Genomic DNA, 19,761 nt, shown 5'->3' with positions numbered 1-19,761 from the left:
CCGCGCAGGGCGCGGACGGGCCTTCGACGTGCCGGCTACCTCGCGGCGAGCGCCGCGTCGATGCCGGCGACGGGCGAGCCGAGACCGGTCGCGGTGTCGTAGCCGGGACCGGCTGTGCACTCGGCGCCGCAGAGTCCGATCGCACCGGCCGTGACGTCGGCCAGACCGCTCGTCAGTCCGTAGAGAGCCTCGTGCAGCGGAGCGCTGTCGCCGTCGACCGCGACGAGGCGCTGTTTGCCGTCGGCGGAGCGGAGCTGGTCCGTGGCGGCGAGGATGCCCGCCCACAGCGGCGACGAGAGGCTCGTGCCGCCGATCTCGGCCCAGTACTGACGGGTCCCGACCGTGTAGAAGATGGCGAATCCGGTGTTGGGATCGGCCACGAAGCTCACGTCGGGAGTGGCGCGCAGGCCGGACGACACCACGCCGTCCTGATAGGCCGGTCGCTTCTCGAAGAAACTGAAGCCACCGCCGGCGCGGGTCCACGTGCTCTCGGACACCGTGTTGCCATCGGCGTCGAGCACCAGGTTGGTGCCTCCGACCGACAGGATGTGCGGGTTCGCGCTGCCGTAGCTCACCGGCCAGCCGGAGTCGCCCGTGGACTGCACGCACGTCGAGGTCGACAGTGCGCAGTGCTGGTCGTAGAACGACTCCTCCGAGAACTCCGGCATACCCCAGCTGTTGTTGATCGCCGTCGGCTTGAGCGCCGCCGCGACGTCGATCGCCCGGTACAGGGCCGCCGCCGACGGGTCGGTCGCCTCGACGAGCACGATCTTCGCCTTCGGCACGACCGCGTGAACCGACTGGATGTCGAGTGCCGCCTCCTGGTTCCACCCCGAGTTCACCGCCGGCTCCGTGCCGTCGGCGAACACCACGTCGAAATCGAAGCAGTCCGCGCCCTCGGCCGCCGTGCCGCAGGTCTGCGGCAGCCCGAACTGGGCCGAGTAGGCGTTGACGTCGGCTTCGGCCGTCGCGTAGTGGTACGCGATCGTGATGGCCACGGTCTGTCCCTCGCCGTCGCCGGTGAGGCCGAGCCGCTTCTGGATCTGCTGCGGGGTGTAGCCGGGGATGCTCGCCGCGGTCGCGTCGGGCGTGGCCGCCTGCTGGGTCAGCACCTCGTGCGGGGCGCCGGTGTAGCCGAGCGGCAGCGCGCCGTCGGGGACCTCGGCGGCCGTGGCCGCCTTCACCTCTGCCGCCGTCGGAGCCGGCGCCGCGGCATCCGTCCCCGTGGCCGGGGCCGCACCCGACGCCTGCAGGATCGTCACGCCGTGCGGGAACTTGTCGGTGGCGTACGACTCGTTGCCGAAGCCGCCGACCTGCTGGTTGAGGTTGTAAGCGGCCCAGTCGCGCGGCAGCGCGATGAGGTCGGTCGCGTCGCCGTCGTTCAGCTCGGCGGGAGTGACGGATGCGGCGAAGTAGGCGAAAGCCGAGCCGACGCTCTTGATGTAGCTGTTGGGGTCGTTCGGGAACGGCATGGTCCACGAGAGGATGCCGCCGACGCCGCCGACGAAGACCTCCGAGCCATCCTGTGCCGTGGCGGTCTGCGCCGTCCACACGTTCGCCATGGTCCGCATGTAGTACGGCGTCGAGCCGTCCGCGGGGAGCTGGTGGATCTGGTTCGTGTGCAGCCAGAACACTCCCTGGTCGGCGCTCGAGGCGAAGCCCTGGAACGTCGCCGAACCGGGGCCGTCGTACGAGGCGACCGGGGCGCCGGTGCGGCCGTCGAGGAGCATGATCTGGTGCGCACGTGAGACGACCGAGTCGCCGCCGAACGCGAAGGCCACCGCGTCGCCGTCGGCGCCCGGGACGTCCGCGGCGTAGACGCCGTCCTGCGCCTGGATCCACGACGTCTTCTGTCCGCCCGATGCCGCGACGGCCCACTGCTCCGCACCGCTGGCGAGGTCGAGCGCGACCGCCGTCGGCGCCGGGTCGGACGCGCCGATGCCGATGCGCTCACGGACGCCGCCGAACTCGAGGAACACCTGCCCGTCGCGGACGGCAGGCGACGAGTAGGCCACGGTCTTGTCGCCCACCGAAGCCGGGCGGTACGACCAGACCAGGCCGCCGTCGGCATCGTAGGCGCCGAAGGCCCGATCGCTGCTCGCGAGGATGCGGCCGTCGGCGACGGTCGCGTCCCACTGGAACGCGCCGGTGTCGACGTCGGCCCTCAGCTTGCCGCTGCGCGCGTCGATGACCGCGAAGCCGTGCGAGGTCGCGACGACGACCCGATCGGCCGCCTTGCCCTTCTTGTCCTTCACCGAGCCGACCTGGAGACCGTGCACACCGTGGCTGACGGCCGTCGACCACAGGACGACCGTGCGGCCCTCGGCGAGCGCGGCGCCGTCGAGCGCGAACACGCCGTGGCTCTGGCCGCCCGCGATGACGTCGTTGCGGCCGTCGCCATTGACGTCGTAGTCGCCCGCCGCATAGAGGTCGCCCAGCAGCGGCATCGCCGTCGCCCGGCCCTTCTTGTCGGTGTGGTAGGCCGTGAGGTCGTAGCCGACGGTCAGGAACCCGCCCTGGTACGGCGTCGCACGGTTGCCGGTCACGGCGCCCTCACGCGTCCACGAGACCTTGCCGCTGCGGGTGTCGAGGGCGACCAGCTGTGTGTGCAGCGGTCCCTCGGGATGCGCGAGCGACTGGATGATGCCGTCGCCGACCGTGGCGACGGCGGTGCCCGAGGCATCCACCGACAGTCCCGTCACCGGCGCGATGGGCGCACCGATCGTGGACGCCGTCGTGTAGGTCCACGCGGTCGTGCCGTCTGCCGCGACCCCGCGCACGACGGAGGGACCGTCGCTGAGGTCGGCGTTGATCGTGACCTCGGCCAGCAGGTACCGCGGTCCGCTGCCGTTGGAGTTCACCGCGAGTGCCACCGGGATCGCCCCGTTGTGCGAGGCGATGACGGAGCGCTCACCCGAGGCGATGTCGATCGAGGTGAGGTCGAGCCGGACCGCATCGTACGGGTCGTTCTGCTCGGCGACGAGGATGCGGCCGTCGACGGCGTCCTGCTGCACGATGCGCGGGTAGCCGGGCGTCTTGACGTCGAGGTCGACCGAGCCGTCGGCCGTGTCGACGACCAGCACGTGGCCGGCGGCCGGGCGCGGGCTGCCGAGGCCGAGGGGCGTGTCGGTCCAGCCGACGGTGATGCGGCCGGCGCCGAGCGACTCGACGTCGGACCAGTCCGCGAAGGGAGCGCCCGTGCTGTACGACCACGCCTGTTCGCCCGAGAGGTCCGCACCGCCCGAGAACCGGTACGCGACGAGGGCGCTGCGGCTGTCGGACTGCTCTGCGACGGGGTTGTTGTCGTAGTCCGGACCGGTGTTCTCGGCCGCGATGAGCAGGCCGTCCTGCGCAATCATCGAACCGACGGTGCCGGGCACGATCGTGTGCCAGGCGACGTGCCCGTCGGCGCCGTCGATGATGCTGATGAAGGTGCCGCTGGTGAGTGCGGATCCGGGGGTGTCGAACGGGGCGAGCGGGGCGACGCCCAGCTGGTAGGCGACCGCGATGTCGGTGACGCCGTCGCCGGTCGCATCGAGCTCAGCGAAGGGATGCCGGCCGGTCGCGCCGGGCTGGTACGGGTTGAAGCCCTGATACATGACCGGTGTGAGGTCCTCGGTCGTGAACGGCGACTGGAAGTCGACCTGCCAGGCCGTGTGCAGGTCGTGCACGCCGGTCTGCCACTTGAGCGTTCCCTTGCCGTCGTAGCGGGCGAGGCTTCCGGCGTTCGTGATCGCGATCCAGTCGTCGGTGCCGTCCAGGGCGATCGGCGTCGCAGCGCCGCGCATCGTCTCCATGCTGCCTTTCGACGCGAAGCCCGAGACGTGCTCGTCGTTCTCGCTCGGCGCCGCGGACTTCAGCTGCGGCGCCGCACCGCTGTCTGCGCCGTCGGTCAGCTCGGCGACGAGTCCGGGAGTGCCGTCGGATTGGGGCGTGTAGCGGTCGCTCAGCGAGGCGAGCGTCTCGGGCGTGAGCCGCGGAGCGTCGGTGCCGGTATCCGTGGCGAACGCGGAGGGCGCCGCGACCAGTCCGATGACGGTCGCTGCGGCCACCGCGACGCCGGCGCAGCGCAGGCGACGAAGGGGCGGTTTCATGGGTGTCCTTCTGTGGGGAGAGTTCCCGCCTGGGGCGCGGGAGTCCGCTGGGGAGGCGGGACGCCGTCAGCTTGACAGACTCCGGAGGCAGGAATCGGACAGGTTCCGGACAGTAGCCGGTTCCGGCCACTAGGCTGTCGCATAGTCGACGGGATGAGGTCACGCGTGCTCGATGGTGTCGGGCTGGACGAGGTCGAGGAGCGCGTGTACCGCGCGCTGCTGCGGCACCCCAGCCTCTCGGTGCGCGACCTCGCGGCCGCCGTCGATCTGCCGGTCCGCGCGGCGCGTCGCAGCGTCGACGCCCTCGTCGCCGCGGGACTTGCCACCGTCACGGAGGGCCCGCCGGCGCTCTACGCCCCGGTCGACCCTCGGATCGGCATCCCCGTGCTGGTCCGCGCCCGGCAGTCCGAGCTCGAGAGGACGACGGCAGCGATCGCGACGTATGCCGCGGAGTACATGGAGCGGATGCTGCGTGCTGAACCGCAGCGCCTCGTCGAGGTGCTGGACGGCCCGTCCATCATCTCGGAGCGGCTCGACACCCTGTTACGCACCGCCGAGGAGGAGGTCATCGCCTTCGAGGAGCCGCCGTACGTCACCGACGTCCCGCGCTCCGAGACCGAGACCGAGGAGGTGCTGCTCGCTCGTGGCGTGCGCGTGCGCGCGGTGTACTCGGCGGCAGTGCTGGACCTGCCGGAGCGGGTCGATGCGATCCGGCGGCTGTCCGCGCTCGGCGAGCAGGCGCGGGTCGTCGCGCACGTGCCCCTGAAGATGATGCTGATCGACCGTCGGGTGGCGGTCGTGCCGCTCACGGCACGGGAGGAGAGCACGCGCACGACTGCGGTGCTGGTGTGGCAGTCCCGCCTCTGCGACGCGCTCGTCGAGCTGTTCGAGGCGACGTGGAGCCAGGCGAGCCCCGTGTTCGAGCCCGAGGGGTCGGCAGCGCCCCGCGACCTGGACCCGCTGGATGTCGAGGTGCTGCGGCTGCTCGCGGCGGGCCTCAAGGACGAGACCGTCGCCCGGCACCTGGGGCTGTCGGAGCGGACCGTGCGGCGCCGTGTCGCCGACCTCATGACGAGGCTGGGGGCGACCAGCCGGTTCGCCGCCGGCGTGCAGTCCGCGCGACGCGGCTGGATCTGAGGCACCTGCCGCCGTGTCGGTCGCGCATGGCAGGATGAGCGCATGCCTGAGATGCCGGAGGTGCAGGGGCTCGTCGACTTCCTCGGGGAGCGGCTCGCCGGCGTGCGCATCGAGCGCGCCACCGTGGCGAACATCGCCGCGCTCAAGACCTACGACCCGCCGATCGAAGCGCTCAAGGGCGTCGAGATCACGGGCGCCACGCGGCGCGGCAAGTTCGTCGACCTCTCGACGACGGGCCCGCACCTCGTATTCCATCTCGCGAAGGCGGGGTGGCTCCGCTGGTACGACGCCCTCCCCCAGACCCTCATCCGCCCCGGCAAGACCCCGATCGCGCTGCGCGTCGCACTCAGCGACGGCGCCGGCTTCGACCTCACCGAGGCCGGCACCAAGAAGTCGCTCGCGTACTACGTGGTGCGCGACCCGGCCGATGTCCCCGGCATCGCGCGGCTCGGGCCCGACCCCCTCGACCCCTCCTTCACGCGGGATGACTTCGCCGCGCTGCTGGCCGGGCGCCGCACGCAGATCAAGGGCGTGCTGCGCGACCAGTCGATCATCGCCGGGGTCGGCAACGCGTACTCCGACGAGATCCTGCACGCCGCGAAGATGTCGCCGTATGCGCTCGCGTCGTCGCTGAGCGACGACGACGTGACACGACTGTTCGAGGCCATGACCGAGACGCTGCGGGATGCCGTCGCCGCAGCATCCGGCAAGCCTCCTGCCGACCTGAAGGACGCCAAGCGCCGCGGCATGCAGGTGCACGGCCGCCGGGGCGAGGCCTGCCCTGTCTGCGGCGACGAGGTGCGCAGCGTGTTCTTCGCCGACAACTCGCTGGAGTACTGCCCGACCTGCCAGACCGGCGGCAAGATCCTCGCCGACCGGCGCCTGTCGCGACTGCTCAAGTAGCCGGAGCGGCTGCGCAGGCAGCCGGGACTCAGCCCTCCGTGGTGCCCATCAGCACGCGGGCGTCGTCGTCGACCCAGTCGAGCGACTTCGACACGGCCTTGCGCCACTGCCGGTACCGACGCTCGCGCTCGTCGGACGGCATCCGCGGTTCGAAGCGGGCGTCCTCGCGCCAGTGCGCGCGCAGCTCGTCGAGGTCGCGCCACACGCCGGTCGCGAGGCCGGCGGCGTACGCGGCGCCGAGCGCCGTCGTCTCGACGACCTCAGGTCGCACGACGGGGATGCCGAGGATGTCGGCCTGGAACTGCATGAGCAGGTCGTCGCGGGTCATCCCGCCGTCCACACGCAGCTCCTCCAGCGCGCGTCCGGTGTCGGCGACGACCGCGTCGATGACGTCACGGGTCTGGAACGCCGTGGACTCGAGCGCCGCGCGCGCGATATGCGCCTTGTTGACGTACCGCGTGAGCCCCACGAGGGCGCCGCGCGCGTCGGGCCGCCAGTAGGGGGCGAAGAGCCCCGAGAACGCCGGCACGAAGTACGCGCCGCCGTTGTCGTCGACGCTCGAAGCCAGCGTCTCGACGTCTTCGGACCGCTGGATGATGCCGAGGTTGTCGCGCAGCCACTGCACGAGCGAGCCGGTCACGGCGATCGAGCCCTCCAGCGCGTAGTGCGCGGGCTCGTCGCCCAGTCGGTAGCCGACGGTCGTGATGAGGCCGCTCGGCGAGCGGACGATCTCTGTGCCGGTGTTCACGAGCAGGAAATTGCCCGTGCCGTAGGTGTTCTTCGACTCGCCGGCATCGAACGCCGCCTGGCCGAAGGTGGCCGCCTGCTGGTCGCCGAGGATGCCCGCGATGGGCACGCCGTCGAGCACGGAGGGCAGCTGCGAGTGACCGACGACCTCGGACGACGAGCGGATCTCCGGCATCATCGCGCGCGGGATGCCCCACACCGCGAGCAGTTCGTCCGACCAGTCGAGGGTGCGCAGATCCATCAGCAGGGTGCGCGACGCGTTGGTGACATCGGTGACGTGGATGCCGCCCCGGGTGCCACCCGTGAGGTTCCATACGATCCACGTGTCGGGCGTGCCGAACATCAGCTCGCCGGCCTCGGCGGCGGCACGCGCGCCGGGGACGTTGTCGAGGATCCACGCCACCTTGGACGCCGAGAAATAGGTTGCCAGCGGCAGGCCGGTGGTGTCGGCGAACCGGTCTGCGCCGCCGTCGGCGGCCATCGCGTCGATGCGCGGCTGGGTGCGGGTGTCCTGCCACACGACGGCGTTGTGCACGGGGCGGCCGGTGCGCTTCTCCCACACGATGGCGGTCTCGCGCTGGTTGGTCACCCCGATCGCGGCGACGTCGGATGCCGTGATCCGAGCCCGCGTGAGGCACGAGGAGATCACCCACTCGGCGCTCGTCCAGATCTCGACCGGGTCGTGCTCGACCCATCCGGCGCGGGGGAAGATCTGCTCGTGCTCGCGCTGCGAGACGGCGACGACCGCACCCTCCCGGTCGAACACGATGGCGCGGGTCGAGGTCGTTCCCTGGTCGATCGCCAGCACGTGGTCGGACAACGTCGTCTCCTTCTCCCCCGGCACGGACGCCGGATCCGGTGCCCGCCAGGCTATCGCCCGTGCGACCTATCGCGCGGAGGCCCCGGTCCAGGCCGGATCGGCGGCGTGCACGCCGGCGAGCCCGCGCTCGACCTCGGCCCCGACGCGGGCGGCGTCCCAGCCGAGCACGGGCGCGACGGCTGCCGCGATCTCGCGCGCGGCCTCGGGTGTCGCGCCGCCGATGAAGGCGAGCGACGTGCGACGCAGCAGCAGGTCGTCCAGATGCACCACCGACTCGGCCGACGCGAGGTACCGCAGCTCGCCGGACGAGTAGCCGGGGGCGTGCTCGAGCGGCGCGTCGGCGGCATCCCTCGCGATCGCCGCGATGACGGATGCCGCCACCGTGCCGTAGCGGTCGAGCAGCGTCGCCACGCGCGCCGGGTCGAGGGCGCCGGTGTGTGTGGCGATCCACTGCTGACGCGACCGCTCGGTCGTCGGGAAGCCGCGTCCGCCGCCGATCGGCACGCCCTTGGTGGAGCGCCGGCGCGGCTGCGCGAGCAGCTCGAGGGCACGATCGGCGAGGTGCTCGGCCGACGCGCGGAATGTCGTCCATTTGCCGCCGACGAGGCTCAGCACGGTCGCCTGCCCACCCACGAGCGGTGCGGACTCGATCCGGTAGTCGCGCGAGACGAACCCCGGCGCGAGGTCGCCGTGGCCCGGCAGCGGGCGCACGCCGGCGAAGCGGTACACGATCCGGGCGCGGTCGACCGCGATCGCGGGCAGCACCTGCGCGATCAGGTCGATGAAGTAGTCCACCTCGGCCTCGGTGCACACGATCGGGTCGCCCATGTCGTGCTCGAGGTCGGTGGTGCCGACCAGCACACGCCCCTTGAGCGGGTAGATCAGCACGATGCGGCCGTCCTCGTTCTCGAAGAACAGCTCGCGGCCACCGGTCGCAGCCAGCAGCTCCGGGTGGTCGAGCACGATGTGCGAGCCCTTGGTGCCGCCCATGTACCGGGTCGGGTCGCCGAGGGCGAGGTTGGTGCCGTCGGTCCACGGTCCGCTCGTGTTGAGGACGACGGATGCCGCGAACGTCGTCTCGCGCCCCGTCTCGGCGTCGCGCAGCAGCACATGGCCGCCCTGCGCCCCGATGGCCGCGGTGTAGTTGGCGGCGCGGGCGCGGCTGCCGGAGCCTTCCCCGCCGACGCTGCGGGCATCGCGCAGCACGTCGAGCGCGAGGCGCTCGGGATCGTGCAGCGAAGCATCCCAGTAGGTCGCGGTGTACTTCACGTCCGGATTGAGCTCGGGCAGCAGGGCGAGCGACCGGCGTCGGCCGTGGAACGCGTGCCGCGGCACCGTGCCGCCGCCGAATATGCCGCCGCCCCGCGAGAACGAGTCGTAGATCACGAGGCCGATCTTGATGAGCGCGGCGCCGCGCTCACGCGCCCGTCCCTTGCCGTGGCGCAGGAACCGCAGCGGCGCGGTGAGCACGCCCGAGAACGTCGAGAAGATCGGGATCGTCGTCTGCAGCGGACGCACGTAGTGCGGCGCGGTGCGCAGCAGCGCGTTGCGCTCGGTGACCGCCTCGTGCACGAGACGGAACTCGCCGTTCTCGAGATAGCGGATGCCGCCGTGGATCATGTGGGACGACGCGGCGGATGCGCCGCTGACGAAATCGTCGCGTTCCACCAGTGCGACGTCGACGCCCTGCAGCGCCAGATCGCGGAAGGTCGCGAGGCCGTTGATGCCGCCGCCGATGATCAGCACGTCCGCGTACGGTCGCGCAGCCAGCTCGTCGTATCCCCGTGTCGTCGTCAAGAATCTCACCGTCCCCACCTCCAGGCTATGCCGCCCTGACGACATCGGGCCGCGCCTCGCCCCGGTGGCCGCGCTTCATGCGAAGACATGGAATGAATGGGCGGATGCCGCGTTGACTACACTCGAGAGCATCAACGTGCTCCGGGGTCGGTGTGAATCCGAACCGGCGGTGAGAGTCCGCGAGCCGACGCATCCACTCTGTCGAACAGGGTGAGCCGAGGTCGATCCGGTGGAATTCCGGAACCGACGGTGATGCGACGAGCAGTCGTCGCTAGTCCGGATGGGAGGCAGCACGAGCGGCGTCGCGCGCGCCGCCGCTTCCCGTTGCCCGGAGCCTCAGCAGACAGCGAGAGGGCAGGCCGGATGGCGAGCACAGCGGAACACGACGCGATGCGTCGGGCGCTGGCGGTCGCCGCGAACGGACCGCGCGGCGTGAACCCGCAGGTCGGCGCCCTGCTGCTGTCGCCGGACGGCCACGTGCTCGCCGAGGGCTGGCACCGCGGCGCCGGGACCCCGCACGCCGAGGTCGACGCGCTCTCGAAGCTCGCGCCCGACGCCGTCCGCGGCGCGACCGCCGTCGTCACCCTCGAACCCTGCAACCACACCGGGCGCACGGGGCCGTGCTCCGAGGCGCTCATCGACGCCGGCGTGGCGCGCGTCGTGTACGCGGTGTCCGACCCGGGCGATCACTCCTCGGGCGGAGCCGCGCGGCTGCGCGAGGCCGGCGTCGACGTCGAGGCAGGCCTGCTGGCCGACGAGGCAGCCGCGCTGCTCGACTCGTGGCTCACCGTGCAGCGCCTCGGGCGTCCGCACGTGACGGTCAAGTGGGCGCAGAGCCTCGACGGCCGCGCCGCCGCCGCCGACGGCACCAGCCAGTGGATCACCGGGCCCGCCGCGCGCGCGGACGTGCACCGCCGCAGGTCCGAGACCGACGCGATCGTCGTCGGCACCGGCACTCTCCTGGCCGACGACCCCGCGCTCACGGCGCGACGCCCCGACGGCACGCTCTACGAGCACCAGCCGCGTCCGGTCGTGGTGGGCCGGCGGCCGGTGCCGTCGGGGGCGGCCGTGCGACGGCATCCACTCCCCCTCGCCACCGATGACGGGCAGGACCTTCCGGCGCTCCTCGAGACGCTCCGCCAGCAGGGCGTGCAGCGCGTGTTCGTCGAGGGCGGGCCCGCCTTGGCCAGCTCGTTCCTGCGCGCCGGGCTCGCCGACGAGGTCCTCGTGTACGTGGCGCCGGTGCTGCTCGGCGGCGACCGGCTGTCGCTGCGCGACATCGGCGTGACGACCATCGCGCAGGCGCGGCGGCTGGATGTGGCATCCACGATCCCGCTGGGCGACGACGTGCTGTACGTCGCCGCCCTTCGACAGGCTCAGGGACCCGACGAAGCTCAGGGACCGGAAGAGGCCCCGGAAGAAGGAGACGACTGATGTTCACCGGAATCGTCGAAGAGATCGGCGAGGTCACCGCGGTCGAGCCGTCGGGCGACGGCGTGCGCGTGACCGTCCGCGGCCCGAAGGCCGTGTCGGATGCCGCGCACGGCGACTCCATCTCGGTCAGCGGCGTGTGCCTCACGGTCGTCGACCAGGGCGACGACTGGTTCACCGCCGACGTCATGAAGCAGACGCTCGACATGTCGACGCTCGAGGGCGTCGCTGCGGGACGCGTCGTCAACCTGGAGCGGGCGACGGTCGCGCACGGGCGCCTCGGCGGTCACATCGTGCAGGGCCACATCGACGGCACCGGCGAGGTGCTCGAGGTGCGCCCCGGCGCCCAGTGGCAGGTGCTGCGCATCTCGCTCCCCGCTGCGCTCGCACCGCTCGTCGTCGACAAGGGCTCGATCGCCGTCGACGGCGTCTCGCTCACCGTCAGCGCCGCGAGTCCCGCCCCCTCGACAGGCTCAGGCACGGCGGCGGACGCATGGTTCGAGGTCTCGCTGATCCCCGAGACGCTCGCCGCCACGACCCTCGGCGCCCGTGTGGCGGGCGACCGCGTCAATCTCGAGACCGACATCCTGGCGCGCCATGTGCGCCGGCTGCTGGAATTCACGGAAGGAGGCTCGCGATGAGCCTTGCCACCATCCCCGAGGCCCTGGAGGCGCTGCGCGCCGGCCGGCCCGTCATCGTCGCCGACGATGAGAACCGCGAGAACGAGGGCGACGTCATCCTGTCGGCACAGCTCGCGACGCCCGAATGGGTGGCGTGGACCGTGCGCTGGACGAGCGGGTTCCTGTGCGCCCCGATGCCCGCCGACTGGGCCGACCGTCTCGACCTCCCCCCGATGGTCGAGCACAACGAGGACTCGCGCGGCACCGCCTACACGGTCAGCGTGGACGCCGCCGACAACGTCACCACCGGCATCAGCGCGGCCGATCGCGCCCACACGCTCAACGTGCTGGCCGACCCCGAGTCGACGCGCACCAGCGTCAAGCGCCCGGGCCACATCCTGCCGCTGCGCGCCGTCGACGGCGGCGTGCGCGAGCGCGCCGGCCACACCGAGGCCGCCGTCGAACTCATGAAGCTCGCCGAACTCGAGCCCGTCGGCGTCATCGGCGAGGTCGTCGCCGAGGACGGCAGCATGATGCGCCTGCCCGGTCTGCAGGACCTCGGCGCCGAGTACGGCATCCCGGTCATCACGATCGAGCAGCTCGTCGCCTACCTCGACGAGCACGCGCCGTGCGACCCCGCGATCCGCGGCGCCCACAAGCGCCGCGTGAGCCTGCGCGCCGAAGCCCACGTGCCGACCTCGCACGGTGCCTTCCGCTTCCTCGCGTACAAGGACCGCATCACCGGCACCGACCACATCGCGGTCGTGTCGGGCGAGCTCGACGAGGCGCCGCTCGTGCGCGTGCACTCGGAGTGCCTGACCGGCGAGGCGTTCGGCTCGCTCAAGTGCGAGTGCGGCCCGCAGCTCGAGGCCGCTCTCGACGCGATCGAGCAGGACGGCGGCGTCGTCATCTACATGCGCGGTCACGAGGGACGCGGCATCGGCCTCATCAACAAGCTGCGCGCCTACTCGCTGCAGGAGCGCGGCCTCGACACGGTCGACGCCAACCTGGCCCTGGGTCTGCCCGCCGATGCCCGCGACTACGCCGCGGCCGCCGGCATCCTCACGGATCTCGGCGTCGAGAAGGTGCGCCTGCTCACGAACAACACCGACAAGGTGAAGCAGCTGCGCGAGCTCGGCCTCGAGATCGTCGAGCAGGTGCCGCTGCTGGTCGGCGTCGGACCGAACAACCACCAGTACCTCGCCACCAAGCGCGACCGCATGGGCCACATCATCGCCGACGAGGACTTCGCCGACGCCCTGGCACACATGCACGACAGCGCGGCACACAACGAAGGAGCACAGGCATGAGCGGCAAGGGCGCTCCCCAGGCGACCGGAACGGTCGACGCGACGGGTCTCGACGTGGTCGTGATCGCGGGCACGTGGCACGAGACGATCACCGACGGACTCATCGCGGGCGCACAGCGCGCGCTGGACGCCTCCGGCGCGACGCACCGGGTGGTGCGCGTGCCGGGCTCGTTCGAGCTGCCCGTGGTCGCCAAGGCCGCCCTCGAGGCCGGCGCCGACGCGGCGGTGGCGCTCGGCGTCATCATCCGCGGCGGGACGCCCCACTTCGAGTTCGTGTCGAACGCCGCCACCGACGGTCTCACGCGCGTCGCGCTCGACACCGGCAAGCCCGTCGGGTTCGGGGTGCTCACGCTCGACGACGAGGCGCAGGGCATCGATCGCGCAGGGCTGCCCGGGTCGCAGGAGGACAAGGGCTTCGAGGCGGCCGACGCCGCGATCCGCACGGCGCTCGTGCTGCGCGCACTTCGACAGGCTCAGTGACCGGGTGACGGCCCGGTGACCGACGGGGCTGACCCTCGCGCCGGAGCAACCTTCAGCTAGACTGAGGGCATGGAAATCCTCCGTCATGTCGTCGTGCTCGTCCACCTCGTGGGCTTCGCCATCCTCTTCGGCGCCTGGGTCGTCGAGGCGGTCAACGGAAAGCACCAGATCACGCGCCTCATGAACTGGGGACTCGCGATCGCCGGTCTCGCCGGCCTCATCCTCGCCGCCCCGTGGGGCATCGAATACGACCTGAACTACGTCAAGATCGGCGTCAAGCTCGTGATCCTCGTGATCATCGGCGCCCTGCTCGGCATCGGGGCCGGCCGCCAGCGCAAGACCGGTTCGGTGCCCGGGGGCATCTTCTGGTCCATCGGCGTGCTGACCTTCGCGAACGCCGCGATCGCCGTGCTGTGGCGCTGACCGACTGAGACGACATCCGAGAGCGGATGCCGCGGCCCTGGGCCGAGGCATCCGCTCTTCGCATCCGGAGCCGCAGCAGCGCCGCCGGGGTAGGCTTGATCCTCGTGCCGGGCGACCAGCTCGCACCCATGGTGATCCAGTGCAGTGCCGCCTGACGCGCCATCCTGCGCCGGGCGTCCGCCCACCGCAGCATCCCACCCGGATGGCCCCGTTCCGCGCATGCCCAGGTGAATATGACCTCCCCCAGCACGTCCGCTGCGGCTCCCGCCGCTCCTGCCAACCCTCGTTCCCGCGTCATTCTCGCGAGCCTCATCGGCACCACGATCGAGTTCTACGACTTCTACGTCTACGCGACCGCCGCCGTGCTCGTGTTCCCGATCCTGTTCTTCCCGACCGGCAACGACACCACGTCGCTGCTGCTGTCGTTCAGCGTGTTCGGCGCCGCGATGGTCGCCCGCCCGCTGGGCGCCGTCGTCTTCGGCCACTTCGGCGACCGCTTCGGACGCAAGGCGACCCTCGTGGCATCGCTGCTGACCATGGGAATCGCGACCTTCCTCATCGGCTGCCTGCCCACGTTCAACGAGATCGGCGTGTGGGCCGCGGTGCTGCTGCTGATCCTGCGCCTGTTCCAGGGCTTCGCGCTCGGTGGCGAGTGGTCGGGCGCCGCCCTGGTGGCCACCGAGAACGCACCGAAGGGCAAGCGCGCCTGGTACGGCACGTTCCCGCAGCTCGGCGCCCCGCTCGGCTTCATCATCGCGAACGGCGTGTTCCTCGCCATCAACTTCCTGCTGCCGCACCCCGAGGGCGCCGGCCAGCGCTCGGCGGACTTCCTCGCGTGGGGCTGGCGCGTGCCGTTCCTGTTCTCGGCCGTCATGGTGATCATCGGCCTGTGGGTGCGACTGCGCCTGGTCGAGTCCGAGACCTTCGTCAAGGCCGAAGAGAAGGGCGCGCTGCGCAAGTTCCCGCTCGGCACCGTCATCCGCCACCACTGGTGGCACCTGATCCTCGGCACGTTCATCATGCTGGCGACGTACGTGCTGTTCTACCTCATGACGAACTTCACGCTCGCGTACGGCACGAAGGCGACCCTCGCGGGTGCCGAGGCGGCGGCCGAGGCGGCGGGAACCCCGTTCGACGCGGCGACGTACGTGCCCGGCCTGGGCTTCGGCTACACCGACTTCGTGCTGATGCAGATCATCGGCGTGGTGTTCTTCGGCATCTTCACGCTGCTGTCGGGACCCATCGCGGATGCCGTCGGCCGGCGCCGCCTGCTGCTGTGGGTGACGGGCGTCATCGTCGTGTTCGGCCTGACGTTCAACCTGTTCCTGCTTCCGCAGCTCGACCCGAAGTTCACGGGCGCGCTGGTGCAGGCCTTCCTCGTGTTCGGGTTCATGCTGATGGGCGCCACGTTCGGGCCGATGGGCGCGATCCTGCCCGAGCTCTTCCCGACGAACGTGCGCTACTCGGGCTCTGCGATCTCGTACAACGTGTCGTCGATCCTCGGTGCGGCGCTGGCGCCGATCGTCGCGGTGGCGCTGTGGGCGGCCGCGGGCGGCAGCCCGTGGCTCGTCGGCATCTACCTGTCGGTGATGAGCGTGCTGACGTTCGTCGCGCTGCTCCTGAGCCCCGAGACCAAGGACGTCGACTACAACGCCGACCTCGGCGTCGGCGCGACCGGCTCGCTCTAGCCGCCCTCGCCCGCGTCTCGGTGGAACTCGTTCGCCGAGACCGGGGGCTCGGGCTGAGACCCCGGGCATGACCCCAGGTCTCAGCCCGCGTCCCCGGTCTCGCGGACGATCTGCTCGGTCTCGGGGATGCCGCCTCGGCGCGGTCGCGGGAGGGATGCCGTCGCGCCGCAGTATGCGCGAGCCAGGCTAGGTGCGCAGCTCGTGCCGGACGGGCTTCAGCCGCTGCGGCGCATCGGCCGCTTCGGGGAACGTGCAGCGGAACGTGCCCTCGTAGCCGAAGAGGAAGCCGAACACACGGTTGCGCACCTCGAGGCGGATGCGGAACACGCCTGCCTCGTCGTCGAACGACTCGCGCAGCAGCGCCCGGCCGCTGAAGATCATCGGGAACCGGAAGCCGAAGGGGCCCGCGTAGAAGCGCTGCGCGTCCGACCGCAGCACGAGCGCGCCGTCGTCATCCGCGCACAGCTGCAGATCGACCGCCAGGTGCTGGTGGGTGCCGAGGTAGTCGACGATGCTCCCCTGAGCCAGCACCATCGTCGCGTCGAAGCGGTACCGGCGGCGCGGCATCCGGAAGTCCCTGACGAACGTGACGGTCTCGCGACCGAACGGGTCGCGGTACGCGTAGTTCTCGATGGTGAACGGGATGTCGGTGCCCACCTCGGGCACCAGGATGTTGCGGAACCGTCCGACCTGCAGGAACGGCACCGTCCACCACGGGCCGCGGCGGATGCGCGTCATGACCCCCTCGCCGACGCAGGCGTAGCCTGCTTCGAGACCGACGCCGAACCTTCGCTGAAGCATCGGGTGCAGGCGCGCGAACTGGTCGCCCATCGCCGCGGCGAACATCGACGTCCGCTGCCCCACGACCGCCGAGGTCATGGCGCCGCCAGGTCCGCGAGCGTCGCCGGCGCGCCGGCGAAAGCGTGCGCACCGGGGGCGCGACGGCGGCAGCGCCCGGCCCGGGGACGCCCGGCGCGCCAGGGCTGCAGTGCCGTCGCGAGCGGCCAGCGCTCGGGGGCGGCGCCCTGCTCGGCCCACAGGCGCAGGCGATCGAAGCTCCACGCCGTGAGCCATCCGATCGCGGGTCGCACCAACCGATCGAGCAGGCGGCCCCACCCCGGCTCGTAGTCGTAGCCGGTAGAGAACACCACTCCGTCACCGTCGGGCACGTAGCGCCAGTAGCCGCGGCCCGCTCCGAGGGGCGACAGCGCGTCGTCGGTGTCGAACCGCAGTGCGGAGGTCCGCGTGCCGTCGGGACGCTCGCGTTCGCCGATCGTCGCACCGACGCCGACGATCGTGCGCCCGGGGACACGCCGTTCGTACCGGAAGCGGTACCCGCCCCCGGGGAGCGACGCGGTGGGCACGATCGCGCTGAAGCGGGCATCCCACCGCACGTGCGCGGCGGGATCCTGCGTCAGCTGCCACACGCGCTCCCACGGTGCATCGATGCGGATGCTCACGAAGATCGGCGCCGCGCGCCTCCGCTGTCGTCCCTCGGGTGTCCGCACACCCCGAAGCTAGCAGAAACTGAACGCGTTCAGAAAGTGTCAGTCCAGGAAGAGCGCCCGCAGCCGCTTGGTGGTGAAGACGAGTCCGACCGCGATCATGACGACGAAGTACAGCACGTGCCACCACATCTCGGGAGTGAGGATGCCGGTCGTCAGCCCGCGCACCAGCTCGACGCCGTGCCACAGCGGGAAGGCCATGATGATCGCCTGGATCCAGTCGGGGTACGCGGTGATCGGGAAGAGCGTCGCCGAGAACAGGAACATCGGCAGCAGCACGAAGTTGATCCAGTCCATCTGCTGGAACGTCTTCATGTAGCTCGTCACGGCCATCCCCAGGCTCGCGAACCCGAATGCGATGAGCAGCACGGCAGGGATCGCGAGGATCGCCGTCCAGGCGAGGTTGAGCCCGAGCAGCTGCATGATGACCATGAAGCCGGTCGCGTACAGCAGTCCGCGCAGCAGCGCGTAGAGGATCTCTCCCAGTGCCACGTCGAGCGGGCCGAGCGAGGTCGCCAGCATGCCCTCGTAGAGCTTGCCGTAGTTGAGCTTGAAGAAGACGTTCCACGTCGAGTCGTAGATGGCGCCGTTCATCGCCGACGTCGCCAGCAGCGCCGGGGCGATGAACGCCGCGTAGCTCACCTCGACGCCGCCCGATGTCTGCACGGTGCCGATCAGGGCGCCCATGCCGATGCCCATCGACAGCAGGTAGAACACCGGCTCGAAGAAGCCCGACAGCACGACGGCCCAGCTCGACGACCGCGCCGCGATGAGACCGCGCTGCACGACAGCCTGAGGGTTGCCGGCCCACAGCGCGCGGACGCCGCCGGAGCGCACCGGAGCCTCGGTCATGACCGTCATTCGCCGAGCCTCCTCTGGAACAGCCGCCGCCCCACGATGTAACCCCCGACCGCGAGCACGAGCAGGAAGACCACGTGCGCGAGCACGACGAACGGATCGGCAGGCTTGCCGTACGTCGCCATGCGCCCGAGTTCGGACGCATGCCACAGCGGCGAGATCCAGCCGATCCACTGCAGCCACAGCGGCAGCGTGTCGAGCGGGTAGAACGTGCCCGAGAACAGGAACATCGGCATGAAGATGAACCGCTGCACGAGCGCGAACTGCCCTTTGTCCTCAGTGATCGAGGCGGCATATGCCATGTAGGGAATGCCGAACGAGAGCCCGGCGAGCAGGCCGATCGGGATCGTGAGCCATCCGGTCGCCGGGGAGGGCACCGCGCCGAAGATCCAGATGAGCGCGTAGTACGCGACGACGACCACGAACATGCGCGCGGACGCCCCCATGACGACGCCGCCGGCGATCTGGCCCGGTGACAGCGGCGAGGCGCTGAAGCCGAAGAAGTAGCGGCGCCACTTGAACCCGGCCATCACGGGGAACGAGAACTCCTCGGTCGCCACCGAGATCGCGGCCGTCATCAGCAGGGCCGGCGCGACGAACACCAGGTACGGGACGGTCTGATCGCCGTCCTGGATCGGCGCGCCGATGAGCGCCGCGAGGCCGACGGCCAGCCCCAGGAGGTAGAGGATCGGCTGACCGAGCGCGCCGACCACGATCGTCCAGCCGTAGGCGCGCATCGCGCGGACCATGTGCTCGGTGACGTACCAGGTCCCGAGGCCGCGGGGCTTGCGGCCCCACTCCATCGCCTCGGCGCGCAGCTCTTCGGTCGTGGGGTGCGCGGTGACCGCCGACGCGGCGCCGGGCTGCGGCACGCCCTCTTCGGAACGCCCGCTCATTCGATCAGCGACCTTCCGGTCAGTCGAAGGAACACGTCCTCGAGGCTGGACCGGCGCACCAGCGAGGTGAGCGGCGTGAGCCCGCGGTGCGTGACGGCTTCGAGCGCAGACTCGCCGTCGTGGGCGTAGACCAGGATGCGGTCGGGCAGCACCTCGACGCGGTCGCCGATACTCGCCAGCTGCGGGGCGACCTGCTGGTTGCGGTCCGACCCGAAGCGCACCTCGAGCACCTCACGGCTGGAGTGCTCGCGGATGAGCGAGGCGGGCGTGCCCTCGGCCATGATGCGACCCTTGTCGACGACGATGAGCCGGTCGCACAGCTGCTCGGCCTCGTCCATGTAGTGCGTGGTGAGCACGAGCGTCGTGCCGCGCTCCTTGAGTCGGAACAGGCGGTCCCACAGCACATGACGGGCCTGCGGGTCCAGGCCCGTGGTGGGCTCGTCGAGCAGCAGGATGCGCGGGTCGTTGATGAGTCCACGCGCGATGGTGAGCCGCCGCTTCATGCCGCCCGACAGCGCGTCGACCTTGCTCTTCGCCTTGTCTTCGAGCTGCGCGAACGCCAGCAGCTCGTCCGCCTTCTGCTGGCACACCTTGCCCGGCAGCCCGAAGTACCGGCCGTAGATGTAGAGGTTCTCGCGGGCGTTGAGCTCGCCGTCGAGGTTGTCCTGCTGTGGGACGACACCCAGGCGCGAGCGGATCTCGGGACCGTACCGGTCGGGATCGAGCCCGAGGATCGACAGGTCGCCGCCGGAGCGGGTCGAGACGGCGCCGACCATCTTCATGGTGGTGGACTTGCCTGCGCCGTTGGGGCCGAGCAGGCCGAACGACTCACCGGGCGCGACCTCGAACGAGAGGCCGTCGACGGCGACGAAGTCGGGCTTGCCCTTGACCTTGTAGGCCTTGGCGAGGTTCGACGCTGAGATCACGGGGGCGGGCACCGGAACACAGTAGCGCGCCCTGCCGACACGGCCCAGCGTCAACTTGAGTTGACGACCCGCGGTGCGTCAACTATGGTTGACGCTGGATGCCTCACCGCGTGGGCCCACGCGCCCC

16 protein-coding genes and 1 riboswitch are annotated in these 19,761 nt (G+C 71.0%); of the genes, 8 read left to right on the top strand and 8 right to left on the bottom strand.

Features of this window, described 5'->3' with window-relative positions; translation table 11 throughout:
- Positions 1-35: 35 nt before the first annotated feature.
- Positions 36-4,094: a hypothetical protein gene (locus tag FB391_RS03610; protein WP_141892905.1), complete on the bottom strand. Its 4,059-nt coding sequence runs from the start codon at positions 4,092-4,094 to the stop codon at positions 36-38.
- Between the two features lie 153 nt (positions 4,095-4,247).
- On the opposite strand from FB391_RS03610, the gene FB391_RS03605 reads away from it, so the two are divergent.
- Both FB391_RS03605 and FB391_RS03600 read left to right on the top strand, forming a co-directional pair.
- On the top strand, positions 4,248-5,231 hold the full coding sequence (locus FB391_RS03605; protein WP_141892904.1) for a helix-turn-helix domain-containing protein: 984 nt from the start codon (positions 4,248-4,250) through the stop codon (positions 5,229-5,231).
- A 42-nt stretch (positions 5,232-5,273) separates the two neighbouring features.
- Positions 5,274-6,134, top strand: a complete 861-nt coding sequence (locus FB391_RS03600) for an Fpg/Nei family DNA glycosylase (RefSeq protein ID WP_141892903.1) — start codon at positions 5,274-5,276, stop codon at positions 6,132-6,134.
- 28 nt (positions 6,135-6,162) lie between these two features.
- Here FB391_RS03600 and glpK read toward each other — a convergent pair whose 3' ends face one another.
- Together glpK and FB391_RS03590 are read right to left on the bottom strand one after the other, a co-directional pair.
- A complete protein-coding gene (glpK, locus tag FB391_RS03595) occupies positions 6,163-7,701 on the bottom strand; it encodes a glycerol kinase GlpK (RefSeq protein WP_141892902.1) in 1,539 nt (512 codons plus the stop codon).
- A gap of 66 nt (positions 7,702-7,767) precedes the next feature.
- Complete coding sequence (locus FB391_RS03590; RefSeq protein ID WP_425462932.1) at positions 7,768-9,543, bottom strand: glycerol-3-phosphate dehydrogenase/oxidase; 1,776 nt, start codon at positions 9,541-9,543, stop codon at positions 7,768-7,770.
- Positions 9,544-9,631: 88 nt separating this feature from the next.
- Positions 9,632-9,795, top strand: a riboswitch (FMN riboswitch).
- Positions 9,796-9,861: 66 nt separating this feature from the next.
- Here FB391_RS03590 and ribD point away from each other — a divergent pair.
- The 6 genes from ribD to FB391_RS03560 all read left to right on the top strand — a co-directional run bounded on the left by ribD (position 9,862) and on the right by FB391_RS03560 (position 15,449).
- Positions 9,862-10,932, top strand: a complete 1,071-nt coding sequence (gene ribD / locus FB391_RS03585) for a bifunctional diaminohydroxyphosphoribosylaminopyrimidine deaminase/5-amino-6-(5-phosphoribosylamino)uracil reductase RibD (RefSeq protein ID WP_141892900.1) — start codon at positions 9,862-9,864, stop codon at positions 10,930-10,932.
- Complete coding sequence (locus tag FB391_RS03580; RefSeq protein WP_141892899.1) at positions 10,932-11,570, top strand: riboflavin synthase; 639 nt, start codon at positions 10,932-10,934, stop codon at positions 11,568-11,570. The genes ribD and FB391_RS03580 overlap by 1 nt, the downstream gene beginning before the upstream one ends.
- Positions 11,567-12,859: a GTP cyclohydrolase II gene (gene ribA, locus FB391_RS03575; RefSeq protein WP_141892898.1), complete on the top strand. Its 1,293-nt coding sequence runs from the start codon at positions 11,567-11,569 to the stop codon at positions 12,857-12,859. Before FB391_RS03580 ends, ribA begins: the two co-directional genes overlap by 4 nt.
- A complete protein-coding gene (ribH, locus tag FB391_RS03570; RefSeq protein WP_141892897.1) occupies positions 12,856-13,338 on the top strand; it encodes a 6,7-dimethyl-8-ribityllumazine synthase in 483 nt (160 codons plus the stop codon). Before ribA ends, ribH begins: the two co-directional genes overlap by 4 nt.
- 69 nt (positions 13,339-13,407) lie before the next feature.
- Positions 13,408-13,761 carry a Fe-S protein gene (locus FB391_RS03565; protein ID WP_141892896.1) on the top strand — a complete coding sequence of 118 codons (354 nt, stop codon included), beginning with the start codon at positions 13,408-13,410 and terminating at the stop codon, positions 13,759-13,761.
- A 233-nt stretch (positions 13,762-13,994) separates the two neighbouring features.
- A complete protein-coding gene (locus FB391_RS03560; RefSeq protein ID WP_141892895.1) occupies positions 13,995-15,449 on the top strand; it encodes an MFS transporter in 1,455 nt (484 codons plus the stop codon).
- A 186-nt stretch (positions 15,450-15,635) separates the two neighbouring features.
- Here the strand turns inward: FB391_RS03560 and FB391_RS03555 are convergent, their stop codons facing one another.
- The 5 genes from FB391_RS03555 to FB391_RS03535 form a co-directional block, all read right to left on the bottom strand.
- Positions 15,636-16,328 (bottom strand): DUF4166 domain-containing protein, encoded by a 693-nt coding sequence (locus FB391_RS03555; RefSeq protein ID WP_141892894.1) that lies wholly within the window; start codon positions 16,326-16,328, stop codon positions 15,636-15,638.
- Positions 16,325-16,909 carry an SRPBCC family protein gene (locus FB391_RS03550; protein WP_246093339.1) on the bottom strand — a complete coding sequence of 195 codons (585 nt, stop codon included), beginning with the start codon at positions 16,907-16,909 and terminating at the stop codon, positions 16,325-16,327. The genes FB391_RS03555 and FB391_RS03550 overlap by 4 nt, the downstream gene beginning before the upstream one ends.
- An 87-nt stretch (positions 16,910-16,996) precedes the next feature.
- The gene (locus tag FB391_RS03545; protein ID WP_141892893.1) at positions 16,997-17,815 is read right to left on the bottom strand and encodes an ABC transporter permease; all 819 of its coding nucleotides are present in this window, start codon (positions 17,813-17,815) and stop codon (positions 16,997-16,999) included.
- Positions 17,812-18,708 (bottom strand): ABC transporter permease, encoded by an 897-nt coding sequence (locus FB391_RS03540; RefSeq protein ID WP_141892892.1) that lies wholly within the window; start codon positions 18,706-18,708, stop codon positions 17,812-17,814. The genes FB391_RS03545 and FB391_RS03540 overlap by 4 nt, the downstream gene beginning before the upstream one ends.
- Entirely contained in the window at positions 18,705-19,646 is a 942-nt protein-coding gene (locus tag FB391_RS03535) for an ABC transporter ATP-binding protein (RefSeq protein ID WP_141892891.1), read from the bottom strand. The genes FB391_RS03540 and FB391_RS03535 overlap by 4 nt, the downstream gene beginning before the upstream one ends.
- Between the last annotated feature and the right edge of the window lie 115 nt (positions 19,647-19,761).

Source organism: Microbacterium kyungheense (assembly GCF_006783905.1).
Classification (GTDB): Bacteria; Actinomycetota; Actinomycetes; order Actinomycetales; family Microbacteriaceae; genus Microbacterium; species Microbacterium kyungheense.
Note: the sequence above shows the minus strand (reverse complement) of the source record. Positions and strands in the feature narration are given on the sequence as shown.

Excerpts from the sequence above, each read along its gene's own strand:
- FB391_RS03610 (WP_141892905.1), bottom strand. The coding sequence starts at position 4,094 with ATGAAACCGCCCCTTCGTCGCCTGCGCTGCGCCGGCGTCGCGGTGGCC.
- FB391_RS03605 (WP_141892904.1), top strand. The coding sequence starts at position 4,248 with ATGAGGTCACGCGTGCTCGATGGTGTCGGGCTGGACGAGGTCGAGGAG.
- FB391_RS03600 (WP_141892903.1), top strand. The coding sequence starts at position 5,274 with ATGCCTGAGATGCCGGAGGTGCAGGGGCTCGTCGACTTCCTCGGGGAG.
- FB391_RS03590 (WP_425462932.1), bottom strand. The coding sequence starts at position 9,543 with ATGTCGTCAGGGCGGCATAGCCTGGAGGTGGGGACGGTGAGATTCTTG.
- ribD (WP_141892900.1), top strand. The coding sequence starts at position 9,862 with ATGGCGAGCACAGCGGAACACGACGCGATGCGTCGGGCGCTGGCGGTC.
- FB391_RS03580 (WP_141892899.1), top strand. The coding sequence starts at position 10,932 with ATGTTCACCGGAATCGTCGAAGAGATCGGCGAGGTCACCGCGGTCGAG.
- ribA (WP_141892898.1), top strand. The coding sequence starts at position 11,567 with ATGAGCCTTGCCACCATCCCCGAGGCCCTGGAGGCGCTGCGCGCCGGC.
- ribH (WP_141892897.1), top strand. The coding sequence starts at position 12,856 with ATGAGCGGCAAGGGCGCTCCCCAGGCGACCGGAACGGTCGACGCGACG.
- FB391_RS03565 (WP_141892896.1), top strand. The coding sequence starts at position 13,408 with ATGGAAATCCTCCGTCATGTCGTCGTGCTCGTCCACCTCGTGGGCTTC.
- FB391_RS03560 (WP_141892895.1), top strand. The coding sequence starts at position 13,995 with ATGACCTCCCCCAGCACGTCCGCTGCGGCTCCCGCCGCTCCTGCCAAC.
- FB391_RS03555 (WP_141892894.1), bottom strand. The coding sequence starts at position 16,328 with ATGACCTCGGCGGTCGTGGGGCAGCGGACGTCGATGTTCGCCGCGGCG.
- FB391_RS03545 (WP_141892893.1), bottom strand. The coding sequence starts at position 17,815 with ATGACGGTCATGACCGAGGCTCCGGTGCGCTCCGGCGGCGTCCGCGCG.
- FB391_RS03540 (WP_141892892.1), bottom strand. The coding sequence starts at position 18,708 with ATGAGCGGGCGTTCCGAAGAGGGCGTGCCGCAGCCCGGCGCCGCGTCG.